12 protein-coding genes are annotated in these 18612 nt (G+C 40.2%); 9 read left to right on the top strand and 3 right to left on the bottom strand.

What is annotated here, in order from left to right:
- Positions 1 to 2 precede the first annotated feature (2 nt).
- A complete protein-coding gene (locus tag ACUNWA_RS11130) occupies positions 3 to 2069 on the bottom strand; it encodes a hypothetical protein (RefSeq protein WP_445591987.1) in 2067 nt (688 codons plus the stop codon).
- Positions 2070 to 2921: 852 nt separating this feature from the next.
- Here ACUNWA_RS11130 and ACUNWA_RS11135 point away from each other — a divergent pair.
- Positions 2922 to 5840 carry a hypothetical protein gene (locus ACUNWA_RS11135; RefSeq protein ID WP_445591988.1) on the top strand — a complete coding sequence of 973 codons (2919 nt, stop codon included), beginning with the start codon at positions 2922 to 2924 and terminating at the stop codon, positions 5838 to 5840.
- Here the strand turns inward: ACUNWA_RS11135 and ACUNWA_RS11140 are convergent.
- Positions 5832 to 7034 carry a metallophosphoesterase gene (locus tag ACUNWA_RS11140; protein WP_445591989.1) on the bottom strand — a complete coding sequence of 401 codons (1203 nt, stop codon included), beginning with the start codon at positions 7032 to 7034 and terminating at the stop codon, positions 5832 to 5834. The two genes, ACUNWA_RS11135 and ACUNWA_RS11140, sit on opposite strands and share 9 nt — an antisense overlap.
- 919 nt (positions 7035 to 7953) lie before the next feature.
- Here ACUNWA_RS11140 and ACUNWA_RS11145 point away from each other — a divergent pair.
- The 8 genes from ACUNWA_RS11145 to ACUNWA_RS11180 all read left to right on the top strand — a co-directional run bounded on the left by ACUNWA_RS11145 (position 7954) and on the right by ACUNWA_RS11180 (position 16243).
- Positions 7954 to 8397: a helix-turn-helix domain-containing protein gene (locus ACUNWA_RS11145; RefSeq protein WP_445591990.1), complete on the top strand. Its 444-nt coding sequence runs from the start codon at positions 7954 to 7956 to the stop codon at positions 8395 to 8397.
- 131 nt (positions 8398 to 8528) lie between these two features.
- Positions 8529 to 9302, top strand: coding sequence for a dihydroorotate dehydrogenase electron transfer subunit (locus tag ACUNWA_RS11150; RefSeq protein ID WP_445591991.1), 774 nt, complete (start codon positions 8529 to 8531; stop codon positions 9300 to 9302).
- Positions 9296 to 10207: a dihydroorotate dehydrogenase gene (locus ACUNWA_RS11155; RefSeq protein WP_445591992.1), complete on the top strand. Its 912-nt coding sequence runs from the start codon at positions 9296 to 9298 to the stop codon at positions 10205 to 10207. Before ACUNWA_RS11150 ends, ACUNWA_RS11155 begins: the two co-directional genes overlap by 7 nt.
- 27 nt (positions 10208 to 10234) lie before the next feature.
- On the top strand, positions 10235 to 11536 hold the full coding sequence (locus ACUNWA_RS11160) for a serine hydrolase domain-containing protein (RefSeq protein WP_445591993.1): 1302 nt from the start codon (positions 10235 to 10237) through the stop codon (positions 11534 to 11536).
- A 95-nt stretch (positions 11537 to 11631) separates the two neighbouring features.
- Positions 11632 to 12084 carry a hypothetical protein gene (locus ACUNWA_RS11165; protein WP_445591994.1) on the top strand — a complete coding sequence of 151 codons (453 nt, stop codon included), beginning with the start codon at positions 11632 to 11634 and terminating at the stop codon, positions 12082 to 12084.
- A 188-nt stretch (positions 12085 to 12272) separates the two neighbouring features.
- Positions 12273 to 13631: a dihydrolipoamide acetyltransferase family protein gene (locus tag ACUNWA_RS11170; RefSeq protein ID WP_445591995.1), complete on the top strand. Its 1359-nt coding sequence runs from the start codon at positions 12273 to 12275 to the stop codon at positions 13629 to 13631.
- A gap of 45 nt (positions 13632 to 13676) precedes the next feature.
- Positions 13677 to 15719 (top strand): alpha-ketoacid dehydrogenase subunit alpha/beta, encoded by a 2043-nt coding sequence (locus tag ACUNWA_RS11175; RefSeq protein WP_445591996.1) that lies wholly within the window; start codon positions 13677 to 13679, stop codon positions 15717 to 15719.
- A gap of 11 nt (positions 15720 to 15730) precedes the next feature.
- Positions 15731 to 16243 (top strand): flavodoxin, encoded by a 513-nt coding sequence (locus ACUNWA_RS11180; protein WP_445591997.1) that lies wholly within the window; start codon positions 15731 to 15733, stop codon positions 16241 to 16243.
- Positions 16244 to 17326: 1083 nt separating this feature from the next.
- Here ACUNWA_RS11180 and ACUNWA_RS11185 read toward each other — a convergent pair.
- Positions 17327 to 18547 carry a tetratricopeptide repeat protein gene (locus ACUNWA_RS11185; protein ID WP_445591998.1) on the bottom strand — a complete coding sequence of 407 codons (1221 nt, stop codon included), beginning with the start codon at positions 18545 to 18547 and terminating at the stop codon, positions 17327 to 17329.
- Positions 18548 to 18612 lie beyond the last annotated feature (65 nt).

An 18612-nucleotide genomic window follows, 5' to 3' on the forward strand; every position in this document is an offset into this window, starting at 1 on the left:
CATTAGTAAATGCCCCAAAATTTTCTCAAAAACCATTCCAAAGCTAATAAAAATAGGATGATAAAGAAGATCCATTTCACGGAGAGCAGTTCCTGATAGGCCTGCAGTTCAATTTCTTTACTGTTCAAACTTTCCTGTTTATTTAACTGCTTAACCAATTCATTCACCTGCTGAGATAAATAGAAGTTTCCCCCTGTTTTTCGTGCCATTTGAGCTAAGGACTTAAAATTAGCGTCTGTATTAACCAGCTCTATTTGAATGGGATTGACCGTGAAATTACCCGATTCTTCATACTCCTTCTCTCCAAGAAAGGTATGAGCAGTAAATTTGTATTCACCCACAGGAAGACACCCCATATTTAGTTGGTATTTATCGTTCATTCGATCAAAAACAACTTCGAATTCTTGTCCGCTTCTCGCTGCAATCTCCATGTGGATGTCTGCTGAGTTATCCAGCTCAAAGCTTTCATTAAACAACTCGGCGTGGATAATAATCGGCTCATCTTCTGCATATTCCGTTTCCCAAAAAAGATTGAAATTATCTTCGTTCCTTTTCAGAATCAAATAATGTATCGCTTTTTGAATCCACTGATCAAAGTTGCGGTGCGAACCATTTTTCAAGTAATTATGAATGCGCCAACGCCATAAACCTTCTCCTGCAATAAACCCTCTTTTGTGTCCATCAATACGCCCAAAAGCAATTAAAGGCCGCTCTGTTTCAATAGATTGAATAGCCTGATTGGCAAATATTTCCAAGCTCGGATGCAAAACAACCTCACCAAATGGCACCAGCAAAGGAGGGAAGGTTTCCAGATCCCGCATTTGTGAAGGATTGAAACGAAATAAGTTAAACTGATTACTGATAAGCGGTGTAGCCTGTTCGAAGCTATTGCCCTGTAGAAACTCCAAACCCGTTTTAAGTTGATTGAACCCGGGAACAGCTGTTTTTTGCCCCAAAATAAACAAAGCCGGACGTCCACTTTCTATCAGTTTCTCAACAAAGGAAACAGACCTCTGAGTGGCATCAGGCCATTGATGAACAACGACCAGATCATAATTAGTGAAATCCAGTTTATCATTCGGATTGGTGATCACCTCCATTTCATAGCTCGATTTGTCTTCCAGTGCGTTCATTAACGCACCGATATCCGGATGCGGTCCATGAGCTAAAAACAAGATTCGTTGTTTTTCAGAAATCACATCAACAGAAAAGTCAAAGGTATTATTCGCTAAATTTTGTTCTCCATTCACTTCTTCAAGCCGAACAGAGTATCTTACAATTCCTTCTTTCGTGGGCTTTAGACTTAGGTTTTCTGTGAGGAAATACGGGTCAGGTTGTACGCGAATAGCCCTTGAATAGAGGATCTCGTCAGATTCTTCAATAACCAGTTTTACCATTTGCCCGGCAGCCTTTGTAAAGCGAAGGTCAATTTCAACGGCAAAATAATCATCCAAAAAGACGGTTGAATTCGTTGTCACTTTTCGGATAGCAGCATCTGCATGAATGGTGGTGTCGCCAAAACCGATGGTATAAATCGGATAATTAATGGATTCAGAGACAAAGACAGGATCAGCTCCGGCGTTGAAAATTCCGTCCCCCAATAGTAAGAGCGCCCCAATATCGGACGGAAGATAACTTTGATTGATTTCAGTCAGCAAATTGCTGTAATCAGATCTTTTTCCAGTAAAGTCTGGTGCTGAATTGTGCGCTGTTTCACTATCAAACAAAAGAAATTCAGGTGAATATGAGTTCAGGTCACTCTTCAATTGATTGATCACCGAAACTAAATCATTCTGGAACGGGCGTAACGATTCGGAATTGTCAATTCCAATAATCAGTCTGGGCTTGTATTGACGGTGTTTTAGATGCTGAACAGCCAATTGTAAAAACAAAGAAGACAATAGAAAAACGGACAGAAAACGCAAAGCGCTTAAGCCATAAATTTGTTGCGAACTAAGCGGAGAGTTTTGTTTTGATTTTCGATAAAGAATGAAGCTAAAGGCTGCAGCCAGCAGCACAGAAAGCATGAATAGCTCGAAACCATATTTTGAATTAACGTAAATTTCCAAAATCTAAATTTTATAGGTCTCCAAATTTAACACTCTTACGACAAAATTGCGAACTAAATGCCAGGAATCATTTGGCTATTTTTACTGTTATATCGTTAAGCGAATTAATATTATTCCCTGTTTTTTTTGAGGAAGTCATGTTGATTTTATCCCGAAGCAGATTGGTTAATTGCACCCTGGGTTTCACTTTCGTTTTGGAATTTCAAAGCGCTTGTAAAATTGCTCAAAGCTTTCTTCTTCCGATTCGGAAAATGATGCCCCTCATGTTATGAAATGAAGATAGGCGGGAATCAAGGCAAGATGACTATAGATAGTCGAGCAACGCGAAGAGACCATAAATCGTGCAGTACAGGAGATTATCGCAAGAAAAATAAGCTGTAATTTGATGGCCGATTGCCCCATTCTCCTTCTTTCTTTGAGCTGAAAAAAGTATTAAATTACCCACTACAAGCACAAGCAGGTTCTCAATGGGCAGACTCCGAAGAAGTAATTTTAGGTTGACAGCTTCATTCAGGATAAGCTAATTTTTGAAATGCCAATTGCACATTTTTCATTTTTATTCATTGGACTCTCACTATTCACTTTTGGTGTGTTTCCGCGGTTCGCTAGGATCAATTCATCTTTCGCATCAATTTACAGGTAGCCTTAAACCTAGAGGAAAGCTACATGGAGTAAACAAGAAAAATATTCAAGTACATGTCGGGCAAATTTCCCTGCTTTTTTTATCTTTAATCCATTATGTACGAAGCACCGAAATCCAATGGTGGTGCTTATCCTGAATTCTATTTTGAACAAAGGTCGTTAGCTTTTGTATAAATAGAATCCTGCTTCAAAAAATAAATATCACACTAGATGAAATTAAACTCTCGGATAAAGTGGTGCTTTCAAACTCTTCTGATCATTTCCTCAATCATCCCATTGACGGGGTATTCGCAGTATTTTTCAACAGGGCAGGAGCCTGCCAGAATTCAATGGCGCCAAATCAATACGATGCATTTTCAATTGATTTATCCGGAAGACTATGAAACGAAGGCGCAGCAGGTCGCATCCATTTTTGAGAAGGTTTATGAATTTGGTTATCGCACACTGGAGCATCCTCCCAGAAAGATATCCGTTATTTTACACACGCATACCGTCAAATCCAACGGACTGGTGGCCTGGTCGCCCAAGCGGGTCGAACTTTTCACTACGCCACATCAGGCAATTTACGCTCAGGATTGGTTGGAGCAATTAGCCATTCATGAGTTCCGGCATGTGGTACAAATGGATAAAATTCAACAGGAACTTCCCAATATCTTGCCGATTCTATTTGGCGAACAGGCGGCAGCAGTTGCCGTTGGGGCTTACCTTCCTTTTTGGTTTATTGAAGGTGATGCTGTGGTAACAGAAACAGCTTTATCGCAGGCTGGACGGGGAAGGAAGTCTTCTTTCTTAATGGCAAATAAAGCACAGGCAGTAGAAAATGGCCTTTATTCATTCAACAAAGCTTATCTGGGATCGTACAAGGACTTTGTCCCCAATCGCTATAAATTTGGCTATTGGATGGTCGGCGGAGTCAGGCAGGAATATGGCGCCCAGGTTTGGTCCAATGTTTTGGAAGAAATTGCTCGAAAGCCACTCTCGATTAATCCGGTAAATCGGGTTTTGAAACGAGAGACCGGCTTGACTCAGAAAAAGATGTATCAAAAACTGTTTACGGATTACAAATCAGAATGGACAAGCGAAGTCGATCAACTGAAGCAAACTCCGGTTCAGCAATTAACGCAACAATTCAAATTTCCGACTCAATATACTCAAGCATATGCGCTGAATGATTCCACCATAATTGCATACAAGCAAAGCCGTGCTGACCTGAATCGGATTGTGAAAATCGTTTCCGGCCATGAACAGGTGATAACAACACCGGGGCAAATTTTCCAAGAGTCATTCTCCGGTGAAAAAAACATGCTAATTTGGTCCGAACGTCGTCCTGATGTACGATGGACTCATGCCGATCGATCCGTGATTGTGGTGTACAATATGGATAACCAAAAAAAGCAGGAATTTCGTTACGAAAACAAATTGTTCAGCCCAAAGATTTCGCTCAAGCAACTTCGTTTTGCAGCCGTTGAAGTTGATAAAACCAACCAGTACTCTTTATCAGTTTTCGATTTGATTAGTGGCAATCGGATTCAGCAATATGGCTTGCCAGGCAATCCGTTTCTTTTTACACCTTGTTGGGATAGTCAAGGAGAGAAACTCTATTTTGTAAAATTAACATCCAGCGGCAAATCGCTTGCCTCGCTTCAACTTACTACTGGTGAAGTAACCACGCTAGTCGAAGGGGGTTTTCATGAAATCAGAAATCCTTATTTTGAGGATGGAGCCGTTTACTTTACGGGCTCATTTACAGGAATTGACAATATCTATGCTTATCGAATCGCTACCGGAAAAACCGAGCAGCTAAGCTCAGTGCCTTTTGGAGCAGATTACCCGGGTCTATTCAAAAACGAAATTCTGTTTAGCAATTATACTGCTGACGGCTATCAATTAGTAAGTTTGAGTAAAAGCAATAGCCTCCAAAAATCTTTAGCCGAAATTCAACCTGAAAAATATGAATTGGCCGAAGCATTGGCGAAGCAAGAAGGGAAGGTGCTTGACTTTGACAACCAAGAAGAAACGAACTATCCGAGTACAAAATACAGTAAGCTGGCACATATTTTCAACTTTCACAGTTGGGCTCCGGTTTATATTGATGTCGCCAACACAGAAGTTAAGCCCGGCATTTCGCTGTTTTCGCAAAACAAATTAGGAACTGCCGAAACTCGCTTAGGCTATGAATACAACTGGGAAGAAGAAGCCGGTAAATACATCCTGGGGTTTCAATATTCCGGATTTTTCCCAGTTATTGATTTAGAGCTGACTTCAGGGACAAGAAATGCTGATTTTAATGTGATCAAACAAGTCTCTGTTCCAACGCCCACCGGATATACAACAGTAAATGATACGGTAAGGCAGAACATTGAATGGAAAGAACTTGGCTTTGAGGGCAATGTGTTTATCCCTTTGCAGTTTAGTCAAGGTAAATACAGCCAGTATATCCGTCCGGGAATAGAATATTCTTACCAAAGGATCTCGCATACCAGCACTACGCCGGATGGATTTTATGAGGGCTACTATCATTCGTTAAGCTATCAATTGTATTTGCAGAATGCGATTGCCCGCTCCGAAATGGATTTGCAGCCTCGCTGGGCGCAAATAGTCGATCTGACTTATCGTGATGGATTAAACGGGGGCGATGATATCGGAAGTTTATCGGCGATTGAAAGTTACCTTTTTTTCCCGGGATTACTGAATAATCACGGGGTCAAAATCTACAATGGTTATCAACATAAAAAGTCAGGCACTTCAGCTGCCTTTGGCAACATTGTCCGTTTTCCCAGAGGTTACAATAGCTTTCAGAATAATGAGCTGTATACAGCAGGTATCGATTATGTTATGCCTCTGTTTTATCCGGACTGGAGTCTGGGGCGATTGCTCTATTTAAAGCGACTAAGAGCATCCATCTTTTTCGACTATAGTCAGGCAAAAGGCAATATCTATTCTAATGAAGGAGAGATTGCAGCGCGATATTCAGCCGAAATGAAATCTCTTGGCGTTGAGCTGATGGGTGATGGCCACTTTTTACGTTTGATATCCCCAGTATCGGTCGGTGTTCGCTGTGCGTTTATGCCTGACTCGCAGAACTTTTATTTGCAAATGTTATTCTCTGTTAACCTCAATTCACTTTGACCGCAAGGTGAGCACCGTCAGTTCCGGAGCCATTTCAATACGCCCCAGCAGTCCAACACAGCCCAGGCCGCGGTTGACGTATAAGAATTGATGATCCTGCTGATACAAACCACCCCAGTATTGTTGAACAAAATACATGAGGCTAAATTCGATGCCTGCCAATTGAACCCCCGATTGGGCAGCATGCGTGTGTCCGGATAGTGTAAGCGAAACAGGGATTTCACGAACCACCTTTTTCCCCCAATGTGCCGGATCATGCGTGAGTAATATTTTAAACGATTCTGAAGTTGTATCTTTCATCGCAAGATCCAAATCAGCGTATTGAGGAAAAGGAGGGTGCCCCCAATTTTCAACGCCAATAATCTCAATCAGCTTATTGTTCTTAACCACTTCTGCCGATTCATTCAGCAGTAAACGGAAACCAGCAGCTTCAATCTTCTGCATCAAAGCCAGATGATTCGAATTTTTATCTAATTCATTTTTCCAGTTGGTGTAGTCTCCATAGTCGTGGTTTCCCAAAATGGCAAACTTCCCATAGGCCGCATTCATCTCCGCAAATTCATCCTCAAAACCATTCATTTCTTTGGCATAATTATTTACCATATCACCAGTAAATAAAATTAAATCAGGGCTGAACTGATTAATCGTATTGGTTGTCCTTTTCAAAAAATCATCATTTTCGAAACTCCCCAGATGAATATCAGATAATTGAACCACAACAGTTTTATCTAGTGATTTGGGAAGATCTTCTAAGTGGACTTCCTGCTCGATGACCCGCAATGACTTTCGCCCAAACACAATACCATAACCAATTGATAGCATAACACCAAAGCTTAAAATCAGGGTGCTCATGAGCATCACCCGGGCGTAGTAGCGGGCCTTGAATAACCTAAAAAGCAACGACAAAACGAAGGCTACTGATAACAGCAGCTTTGGAATCAGGTTAAAAAATGAAACAGAAATAACAAAATAGAAGAACTGGTAGTTCGATGCTTCTCTTATTTTTTCCGGATTCAAAAAGCCAGACGCCAAGATCCCAAACAATACGGCACTCATTAGCCAGTAGCCGTAACTTAATTTTCGTTTGACTTTGGGGTGGGACAAAAGTTGCCTGATGGCAAAAAATGCCACTAGTTCGATCATAAACACCAGACCAAAAAAGATAAATACACCAGAACCGGGAATTCCACGCATGAAATGATTTTTTAGTTTCAGAATAACAAACCAATCGGAAAATTGATGCAAGCGAAATTAAACAAGCTATTGGAAAAAAGATAACGCTGGGAATGAATTTTCAAAATTAATGCATCGCATCAGAAATAAATAGCATATGAAAGGTAAAAGCACTTAAAAATGCAGAAATCTTCTAGTTTAGTTATTGAATACTATAAATAAACTCGTTTCCGAATAGATTTACACGTCTATTTTATAGCTACTTACTAGCTCCTTTCGCTATTTTAAGGCTCCTGAGAATTGCGTATTTAAAGTAACATCGGGAATCTATCACAGAAAAAGTAACCTGCACAACGATAAAGCTTGATTTTTTATATAGCATACAGTCTAGAAGCACAATTACTGGATCGACCTCAAACTAACTGAAAAAATATAAGTAATCGAGGAGTCACTATCTTTTCTCCAGATTAAAATTTAGCGTACTTCAGTCGGTTTACATGTGTAATACAGCGCCAGTGCTGAGCAATGTTCATATGTAAATCAATACAGGTAGTGAAATTAACAAGATAATTAAGTTCTGATGTCTTCTAAATTTACTATTCACATACAAGTGGAGAGGGGGTCGACTAATTGGTCGGCAAAGGTATCTCCCGACATTAATGCACTAATAGCCAGTGACTAACAATTGATCACCTAAAGCTTATTATTGCTCGACTTAACTCGTTGCTTAAAAATACACTAAACAAGGACCTTTCTGGTTCATTGATGCCTAATAGTCAGATCAATATAGGTTTTACTTAAACCTTGACATTAATGCATATATCGATGGCAAGGTGCACGGACACTCTTTTAAGTTACAAATAAGAATTAAAAACGAGTTGTTTTTGTTTTGGATTTAGCGTAAAAAGATTAGTTTTGTAACAAACTATAATTCTCATTTATGAATAGCAGGATACAGCGTTTTATGGATTATAAAAATATCACCGCTTCGGTATTGGCTGACACGATCGGTGTTCAACGATCCAATGTTACACATGTGCTTCATGGGCGTAATAAGCCAAGTTTTCAGTTTATCGCTAAACTGCTGGAAACTTATCCTGAAATTGATGCAAAGTGGTTAATAATGGGAACCGGTAGCATGCTTGCTCAGGAAGATACTGCTCTTCCTGAGCAAGCTGGGCAGCAGCAATTGTTTCAGGAGACACCTAAAAAGGAAGAACCCATGCCTGCAGCCGTTGATGAGCCCAAAGAAGCCAGTCCAAGTTTCTCTATGCCAATTTCTTTTGACAACCGTATTCCCGAGCAACAAAAAACAAAGGAAGTTGAGCGAATTGTTGTGTTTTATACCGATCAAACTTTTAAAGAATACGGCCCTTCAAAATAAATTTTTCTGGCTATCTTTGCGCGCATATTATGTATCTGTGAAACGAGCCATGCCAAAGGCGAATACGATTGGCAGGTTTTTATAATGGCGAGTGACATGTGTTACTTTTTAAAAACAAATATTACAAACACATGAAAAAGACGGTTCAGGAACTACTTCTGGTTGATAACATCCAATTGAATCATGATAATTTCAAGCTAGTACTTCAATCACCGACTAAATTGCCGCAGATTTTCCCCGGGCAATTTGTCAATGTTGAGATTAAGAAAGCGACAGAAATCTTTCTGAGAAGGCCCTTTTCGGTACTGGATATTGACTATGAAAAGAATACCTTTTCGTTACTGGTAAAAATCTTAGGTCGGGGATCTAAAGTCTTGACGACCTACCAACCCGGCGATAAAGTCAGTGTTATATTCCCATTGGGAAGCAATTTCACACTTCCGGATGCGAATGATCGGGTACTTATGATTGGCGGTGGCAGCGGCGTAGCCCCCATGCTGTTTTTAGCCAAAATATGCGGTTTAAAGCCCGAAAACGTGCATGTTATACTTGGAGCAAGAAGTCAGAGAGACCACATTGACATTAGCGCATACAAAACCTTTGGGAACTACTACTTTACAACGGAAGACGGTACTCTGGGCGAAAAAGGATTTGTTACGCACCATCCTGTTTTTAGTCAGGAATTAAATTCATTCGATAAAGTTTACACATGTGGACCAGACCTAATGATGAAGGCGGTGGCCAAAGAGGCTGCGGCTAAAAATATCTTTTGTGAAGCGTCGTTGGAGAATATGATGGCTTGCGGATTTGGCGTTTGTCTGTGCTGTGTAGAAAAAACAAAAGAGGGTAATAAATGTGTATGCACCGAAGGACCGGTATTTAATATTAATAAGCTGACATGGTAGATTTAAGTGTTCGTATAAAAGATTTGAAGTTTAAAAATCCGGTTTTAACAGCCTCCGGAACTTGCGGTTTTGGAGAAGAGATCGCTGATTTTATGGATTTGTCGAAACTTGGCGGGATTGTAATGAAAGGAACCACGCTGAAGCCCCGCGAAGGAAATGACTATCCCAGAATGGCTGAAACGCCTTCAGGCATGCTTAATGCCGTTGGTTTACAAAACAAGGGAGTAGAAAATTTTATCCAGAATATATATCCTAATATAAAAGATATCGACAGTCAATTCATTGTAAACGTCAATGGATCAACTATTGAGGAGTATGTTGAATTAACAGAAAAAATCAATGAATTGGATAAAATTCCGGCCATTGAATTGAATATTAGCTGTCCGAACGTTAAAGAGGGCGGAATGGCTTTTGGCGTTAGCTGCCCCTCGGCGGAGGCCGTTGTGCGTGCGGTTCGTAAGGCTTATGACAAGCCGATGATCGTCAAACTGTCGCCTAATGTTACCAATATTGCCGAAATCGCGAAAGCGGTTGAAGGTCAAGGAGCTGATGCCGTGTCTCTGGTTAATACGCTCTTAGGGATGGCTGTGGATGCGAATAGCCGGAAGCCGGTATTATCAACAATTACAGGAGGACTTTCAGGTCCGGCTATTAAACCTATTGCCCTGCGAATGGTGTGGCAGGTTTACCAGGCAGTAAAGGTTCCGATTATTGGTATGGGGGGAATCATGAATGCAACCGACGCGATTGAATTCATGATTGCTGGCGCTTCTGCCGTGGAAGTTGGAACAGCTATTTTTATCGACCCAACAATTCCTGTTCAGATTGTATCTGGCATTCAGGCCTACATGGAAACTAATGGTATTCAGTCTGCTAGCAAGCTTACTGGTAGTTTACAAATCTAAAATAATGGAAATTCACGTTTGTGAAATATGAAATACTTGAAATATACGGTATTAGTCGTTCTGTTTGTTTTGTCCTATGGATCGAAAAGAATCAACAGGCAAAAACAAATTCCAGCTTATTATGAACTTGAAATCAAAGGACTGAATTACCGCATCAAGAATGGACTTTCTGATTTTGAATATTCAAAATACATTGATAAACAAGTCAAACGCTTCATTCAGCGCTGGGAACTCAAAGGAGTATCAGTTGCTGTTATTAAGAATGAAAAGCTGGTTTATGCGCAAGGATTTGGAAAAGCCGACAAGCTGGATAATGATGTGCAGCCAGGCAGTCTTTTCCGCGTAGCCAGTGTCTCTAAATTATTAACAGCAATTGCAATTATGAAGCTGGTGGAGGATAGTCGCTTGTCGCTTTCGGATCAGGTATTTGGTCCGGGAGCCATTTTAGATAATCACTATTTTAAAGATGTTCGCGATAAAAAGCTTTACAATATAACCGTTCGAAACCTGTTGGCTCATTCAGGGGGCTGGTCGCAACGCTATGGCGACCCAGCTTTTCATTCGTTAAGCATCGCCGATATCGTAGGCGATTCGCCTCCGGCAACAATGAACACCTATTCAAAATATATTGCCAGCCGGCGACTTGCTTTCGCTCCAGGTACACGAGTATCCTATTCCAACATGGGGTACATGTTTCTGGGTGAAGTCATTTCAGCCATAAGCGGCAAAAGCTATGAAGACTTTGTGCGCGATGAAGTCTTAATTCCAAACGGAATCGTTGATATGCATATTGGTCGAAGCAATTTTGAATATAAATATCCCAATGAGGTCGATTATTTTGAGCAACGTGGAAGTCTGCAGATATTTGCATACAAAGGAACAGGAATCAAGGTACCCAAATCAGACGGTGGAAACCCCATAGAGCTGTTAGGTGCTGCCGGCGGGTGGATCTGTTCATCGGTCGAGCTGGCGCGTTTATTGGTTTTAATTGACGGCCATGAAGAAGTTCGTGATATTTTGAAAGACAGTTCGATTTTAGAAATGACTGATAATACCTACGCCCAGGGACCTTTGGGTTGGCGGGCAACCACCGATTACGGCAATTGGGCACGAACAGGAAGTATGGCAGGTTCTGTAGCAATGCTTAAACGGCAGAAAGATGGAGTCAGTTGGGTTTTTCTTTCGAATACCAGCAGCTGGAAAGGCTCTCGTTTTTCCTCTGAAATCAGCCGGTTTATGAATACGCTTACCTCTCGGGTCAAGGAATGGCCACAGCAAGACTTGTTCAATTATTACCCAATTGAAACCCTTCCTTTAGCTCTTAACTAAGAAGGTGTTTTTCAGCATTATTCGATACCAGTCGATAGCTTCTATTTTATTTTTTCCTATTTTTAAACGAAATCTGATAAGAGGAGGAGTGATTTATGAAGTTATGTTTTTGTATCTGCTGTTTTCTAATCGCATTATCTTCAAAAGCGCAGGAAACTTTTCAGTTTAAACAAACCACATACGATTTTCCTGAAATCGAAGAATGCAATTACGATAAATTATTAGGTGAAAGGTTATCCATCAAACTCGAGCAGTTCAATCGGGTTTATACCAAAAAAGTCAATTGTGGTCCCCCAAATTATATTTCCTCGCTTGAAATTCAGAAACCAGATCTGTATTACTCTATCCAGAAACTGACCAAGCACTTCCGCAAGTGCAAAAAAAAGGCGATTCTATCTCAGGATAAGATCGAAAAAGAAATGGTTGAGATTATCAATAAATCGATTCTTATTTTCAATCAGAAAACAGACTCTGTTGAGCAAGAATTAAGGCAAGCTAATAATTCGAAAGAAATCATTGGTGTTTTCGAGCGAATCATTATTGAATAGTCTACCTTTGCTTTTGAATTAAGCGAGGAGCATCTACTCACTTTCAACTGATCATTAGTTCCTGCTTAGCTTTACTGAACAATAGTATTTATGAACATCTTTTATGCTTGAACTTTTCAATACCTAGCTTGTTGAATAAATTGAATTTTCAAGAATAATCAAATTGTTAAATAAATAATTTTTGGAGTATGTCAGAGTTCAAGATCCTAATGCCAAAGTTAGGCGAAAGTGTTCAGGAGGCTACAATTACCAAATGGTTTGTCAAAGAAGGAGATACAATTGAGGAGGATGACCCTGTATTTGAAGTGGCAACCGATAAAGTAGATTCAGAAATCCCATCGCCTGTAGATGGTGTTATTTCAAAAATCTTATTCCAGGAAGATGCATTGGTTCCTGTTGGCGAAGTTGTTGCTATTGTAAAAATTGAAGGTGATGATGACGATCAAACGGAAGATGCAACCCAAACAACGGATAAAGAAAAGGTAGAAGCACCAGTCGAAACTGTCGAGGCTAAAACCGAAAAAGAAGAAGACATCAAAGGTGTTCAGGCTGAAGAAAGCAAATCAACAGAATCGGCCAAAAGTACAAGTGTAAAATCAGATTCCACACGTTTTTATTCTCCTTTGGTTAAAAGCATAGCCGAAAAAGAGAATATTACTTTAGACGAGCTTGAGAGTATCGAAGGTTCTGGTCAAAACGGACGTGTTCAGAAAAATGATTTGCTTCAATACCTGGAAGATAAAAAATCAGGTAAGAATAAGCAGCCAGCCACTGGAGCAGCTTCTAAAGCAGAGGAAGCAAAACCTTCAGCACCGAAAATTAGCCCATCCATTGGAGCAAACGAGCAAATCATTGAAATGGATCGGGTTCGCAAGTTAATAGCTGATCATATGGTAAGATCGAAACAAACTTCGCCGCACGTTACTTCGGTTGTTGAAGTTGATGTTACCAATCTGGTGCTATGGAGAAACAAAGTAAAAAATCAATTCCAGGAAAAGTATGGAGAGAAAATTACATTTATGCCAGTGTTTACAGAAGCTGTGGCCAAAGCATTGATGGAATTCCCAATTGTAAACTCCTCGGTTGATGGAGATAAGATTTATCTGCATAAATCGGCCAATGTAGCCATCGCTGTTGCTAAGCCTGATGGAAATCTGGTTGTTCCGGTAATAAAAGAAGCTGAGCAGAAGAACCTGTTGGGCATCACCAAAAACCTGAATGAACTAGCCGAGGGTGCGCGCACGAATAAACTAAAGCCCGATGCTTACCAAGGAGGAACATTCACGATTACCAACTTCGGCTCATTCCGCAATGTCATTGGAACTCCGATTATCAATCAACCACAAGTAGCTATTCTTGCTACGGGCACTATTGAAAAGAAGCCTGCCGTTATGGAGACACCAACTGGCGATGTGATTGTTGTCAGACACAAAATGTTCCTTTCACTTTCCTATGACCACCGGATTATCGATGGTGCAATGGGTGGAGCTTTTGTTAGACGTATTGGTGACATCCTTGAGGCTTTCAATATAAATCGTGAAATCTGATTGGGATAATTTACAGTTTACTAACCTCTTAGAGATAATTTAGAAATGACAACGATACCCAAAGTATATTCAATAAAAGATACTCCAAAGGAAACGCTCGAGTCATGGTTCAGGTTAATGACCTTGGGACGAGCCATTGACGACAAAGCGCCCAACTACCTGAAGCAAGCCATTGGGTGGTCGTATCATGCGCCTTATGCAGGTCATGATGGGATTCAACTGGCCATTGGACAAATATTCGAGAAGCAGAAAGATCATTTATTTCCGTATTATCGGGACATGCTAACTGCCTTTTCTGCTGGCTTAACGGCCGAAGAGCTAATTCTCAATGGGATTTCCAAAGCAACGGATCCATCCAGTGGAGGTCGGCATATGTCGAACCACTTTGCCAAACCTGAATGGAACATCCATAATGTTTCATCGCTTACCGGAAACCACACCCTGCATGCCGTAGGTGCTGCCCGAGCCATTAAGTATTATGGCGAAAAAGCGGTTGCAATCAGCTCGCAGGGAGAATCCTCCTTGTCGGAAGGCTATGTATACGAGGCCATAAATGGTGCCTCCAAAGAAAAGCTTCCGGTAATTTTTGCGGTGCAAGACAATGGCTACGGCATTTCTGTTCCTAAAAAAGACCAGACAGCTACCCGAAAAGTGGCCAACAACTTCAAAGGCTTTAAGAACCTGCGCATCATTCATTGCAATGGAAAAGATGTTTTCGACTCGATGAATGCGATGACAGAAGCTAAAAAACACGCACTGGAGCTTGGAGAGCCTGTTATTGTGCAGGCTAACTGCGTTCGGATGCGATCGCATTCAAACTCCGATCGGCATGATTTGTATCGTTCGGAAGCAGAACGTCAATATGTATTGGAATATGATCCGCTGGCTAAGTTCAGAAGGATGTTAATCCGTTATAAGCGCTTTACTGAAGAAGAAATCGTTGCGATCGAAGCAGAGGCTAAAGTCACCTTAAAAGCAGCTCATAAAGCTGCGCTGGCAGCTCCGGACCCGGATCCGGCAACCTTCAGTGATTTTGTACTGCCAGAGCCTTACCTCTCCGAAAAATATCCTGAGGGTACACACCAAGAGGAAGGAGACAAAAAGAAGTTGATTACTGGTTTAAACGAAACATTGAAAGCTGAATTCCATCACAATCCCGATACGTTCATGTGGGGTCAGGATATGGCCAATAAGGACAAAGGAGGAATTTTCAATGTTTCAAAAGGACTTCAACAAGAATTCGGGTCTAAGCGCATTTTTAATGCTCCTATTGCTGAAGACTTTATAATGGGTACAGCCAATGGAATGTCGCGATTTAGCGAGAAAATACGCGTTGTAGTTGAAGGAGCTGAGTTTGCTGATTACTTTTGGCCTGCGATGGAACAGTACGTTGATTCCAGTCACGATTATTGGCGTTCAAACGGTAAATTTACACCCAACGTGACCATCCGCCTTGCATCGGGAGGCTATATCGGTGGCGGGCTTTACCATTCTCAGAACCTTGAAGGAGCCTTGACATCCATACCCGGAGTTCGAATTGTGTATCCGTCTTTTGCTGATGATGCAGCCGGACTTTTACGAACAGCAATCCGTTCGCGCGGAATGACCATGTTTATGGAACCTAAAGCGCTTTATAACGATCCAAAAGCGGCCGCTGTAATTCCCGACGATTTTGAGGTTCCATTTGGAAAAGCACGGACACGCCGTGAAGGAAGTGATCTTTTCATCATTACGTATGGTAACACAACGCATCATTGCCTGGAAGCAGCTGAGCGGCTTGCCAAAAAAGGTATTGAGGCGGAAGTACTTGATTTGAGATCCTTGGTACCTATGGATAAAGAGGCGATCTTGAATGGTGTTAAAAAGATCGGCAAAGTGCTTGTAGTTCACGAAGATAAAGTTCATTCCGGATTTGGGGCCGAAATTACATCGACCATTATGGAAGAAGCCTTTGAATACCTGGATGGTCCGGTGCATCGTGTCGGCTCTCCGTTTACGCCGGTGGGCTTTCATCCAATACTGGAACGTGCTATTTTGCCTAATGCAACGAAAATTTATGATGTTGCAAAAAATATCCTTGCTTACTAAAATCAGAAAATATGAGTACTGCAATTATCTATAGTTTTACCTCAAATAAAACCGCGAAAGCTGGCGAGAAGATTGCTGCCGCCATTGGTAAATCGTTTGAAACAACAATGGTAAATGCCGATGAGCTAACAGAAAAAGAATTTCTTTCTTACGATCAGTTGATTCTAGGTGTTCCTACTTGGTTCGATGGTGAGTTGCCGCATTACTGGGATGAATTTGTTCCAGCCATCGAAGAAATGGATTTGAAAGGCAAGAAGGTGGCCATTTATGGCTTGGCTGATCAAGTTGGGTATCCCGAGAACTTCGCTGACGGAGTTGGTATTCTGGCTCGTTTAATGCGTGATCGTGGAGCCGAAATTGTGGGGCAAACAAATATCGAAAATTACAAATTTGAATCGTCTAATGCCATTGAAAATGGAGATGATAAGTTTATAGGCTTAGTGCTTGATCAGGAAAATCAAGCCAGATTATCTCAAAAACGAATCGAAGATTGGGTGGAAGGCCTGAAGAATATTTTCAAGTAGACTCTGACAGCTATTCGAAAATGATGAAGCATGGGCTGATATGTCCATGCTTTTTTTATGCTTGAAACTAAATACTAAAACAAACTTAAAAGGAATTCAATGAAGACAACTAAGCAGAAAAAAGTCATTGCGCTGCTTGCTCACCACAACCGAAAGAAAGATATGATTGAATGGGTTCATACAACTATAGAGAGCTGATTCTTCATAACTTCATCTGCACAGGAACAACCGGCAAGTTAATGCAGGATACACTTTCAATGTATTGCCGAAGAAAAAGTAGAACTACGCATATCAACCTTGTATAATATTTCGGTAGCTACCATTCGTTCAACCGCTGATTTTATTATCTCCTCTAAATTATTTCACAAAAAATATCGGACTATCATCAAAGACTATTCTTCTTATATTTTTCGCGATGTAGATTTGTAAACTAAGATGAAATTAAGTGAAAATCAAGATAAATACAAATGTAAATAGATGCTAATTGTCTATTTTATGAGTTTATTATGAGCTTTTTGAGGAATGTACTGTTCGTAATTGTAAACTGAAAGTTACCTGGCATTTACTTGGATTTTAAAAGATAAAAGTCAAAAAGTACAAGAGAAGGACTTGTCATCTAAGTATAAAAAAACAGTCAAATCTGTCCATGAAGAATTATGATCTCCAATTTCTCAAAGCATCAGTATTGTCAGAGTCGTTTGAGTTTAGCTTCTGCATAACAATCTCCAATTTATACACATAACATAATTAGACGCCTGAGATTTCAATATTTTAAAGTCAATGGGCTTCCCGTAAGGAAATATGGGAATTGTTCGAATCTCGGATTTTGGTTAGATTTCTGGGAAAGATGACTTCTTACTATCAAAATTAAGGCAGAAATAGATTTGGGGAATGATAGTTCTATGGAAGGTATTATGAGAAAGCGTGATTAGGAAAGAATGACTAAAAACTAGACATGTGGAAGACGAATTGAAAGGAAGTTGTTGGGAACTTTAACAAATCTCGAATGTCCTATAGTTGATATTATGTTATTTCTATAGATTAAAAAAAAGGAGAGATTATCTCTCCTTTTTTTTAATCTTGCTATTGCTGTAATTCATCTAGCTTAGCATTGACTTCATCAAACTTATCCATCATCTTCAAACGATAATAAACTGTTTTCAAAGTTTCCAATGCGCTAATCTGAGTTTCTTTGGATTTCTCTGAATTATCTGCAGCTGCATATTTAGCTGCATTCTCCATTGGTTCAATGGCTTTTTTGAATTCTACATCAGCCTTATTTTTTTCCTCTTCGTATTTTTCAGGTTGATTGGTAGGAACGCCATTAGCTACCTCAATTTGCTTAACGCCTTGGTTATAATAGATCGCTCCTAAATTATAATACGCATCAGCAAAATCCTCTTTAATCTGAATAGCCTGCTTGTAGGCCTCCAACGCTTTTTCTGAATCGTTTATTTTGTCATACAATGATCCACGAGCAAAATGAAACGAAGCGTTTTCTGGATCATTTTTAATAGCCAATTCCAGGTACTTCATAGCTTCATCTACCTTATTTGAATTCAAGTAGATATTGATTAGCTGAACCATAATTGAGCTATTTTCCGGATATTTTTCAAAGCCTTCTTGCAGTGCAGTAACCGCATTCACAGTATCCTGCTGCATAATATAGCTTGATGAAATTAACTCATATGTACGAGCCCCATTGTAGTCGTGCTTTGCAGCTTCTTCATAATACTTAATGGCTTCATCATATTTTTCAGCGTTGTAAGCCGCTAGTCCTGCATTGAAAATAATCACGGTATCAACCGCTTGTGAATTTTCAGCATCAACCATTAATGGCAAGTCCTGAATCTCCAGGATTTGTTTGAACGACTGCAAGGCTAATTCATAATTATTATCAGTGAACGCTTTTACAGCCTGATCGGTAAAATCTGAAACTAAAAGAGTCAACTTGATTTTGATGCTGTTTTCATTCCGGTTTTTGTCATCAAGATCCAAGGCTTTCTTGTATGATCTAAATGCTTCCGCTAATGGGTCGTCTGATAACTTCTTAATGTTTGCATCTTTACTCTGGTAAACGGCCTGAAAAATCTCACCACGAACTTCCCATGTTTTTGGCCAGTCCAGCGTTTTATGAGATTTCTCATTACTGGGATCAATCGTGAATTCGATTGTTTCCACAGCTTTATCCAGTTTTCCGCCATCCTTATAGCTTTGAGCGCTGGATACCTTTCCTTTCTGGGCAAATCCAGTCGTTACTGAAATTATAAGTACAAATAGAAAAATAGTTTTCTTCATCATCATTCTTATTTTTAGATTTTTTTTACAAATTTAATTTTTTTACTACCATTTCAAATAAAGATAGTAAA

The organism is Sunxiuqinia sp. sy24 (assembly GCF_052677165.1).

Coding starts and splice junctions, on each gene's coding strand:
- ACUNWA_RS11135 (WP_445591988.1), top strand. CDS start 2,922: ATGAAATTAAACTCTCGGATAAAGTGGTGCTTTCAAACTCTTCTGATC.
- ACUNWA_RS11140 (WP_445591989.1), bottom strand. CDS start 7,034: ATGCGTGGAATTCCCGGTTCTGGTGTATTTATCTTTTTTGGTCTGGTG.
- ACUNWA_RS11145 (WP_445591990.1), top strand. CDS start 7,954: ATGAATAGCAGGATACAGCGTTTTATGGATTATAAAAATATCACCGCT.
- ACUNWA_RS11150 (WP_445591991.1), top strand. CDS start 8,529: ATGAAAAAGACGGTTCAGGAACTACTTCTGGTTGATAACATCCAATTG.
- ACUNWA_RS11155 (WP_445591992.1), top strand. CDS start 9,296: ATGGTAGATTTAAGTGTTCGTATAAAAGATTTGAAGTTTAAAAATCCG.
- ACUNWA_RS11160 (WP_445591993.1), top strand. CDS start 10,235: ATGAAATACTTGAAATATACGGTATTAGTCGTTCTGTTTGTTTTGTCC.
- ACUNWA_RS11165 (WP_445591994.1), top strand. CDS start 11,632: ATGAAGTTATGTTTTTGTATCTGCTGTTTTCTAATCGCATTATCTTCA.
- ACUNWA_RS11170 (WP_445591995.1), top strand. CDS start 12,273: ATGTCAGAGTTCAAGATCCTAATGCCAAAGTTAGGCGAAAGTGTTCAG.
- ACUNWA_RS11175 (WP_445591996.1), top strand. CDS start 13,677: ATGACAACGATACCCAAAGTATATTCAATAAAAGATACTCCAAAGGAA.
- ACUNWA_RS11180 (WP_445591997.1), top strand. CDS start 15,731: ATGAGTACTGCAATTATCTATAGTTTTACCTCAAATAAAACCGCGAAA.
- ACUNWA_RS11185 (WP_445591998.1), bottom strand. CDS start 18,547: ATGATGATGAAGAAAACTATTTTTCTATTTGTACTTATAATTTCAGTA.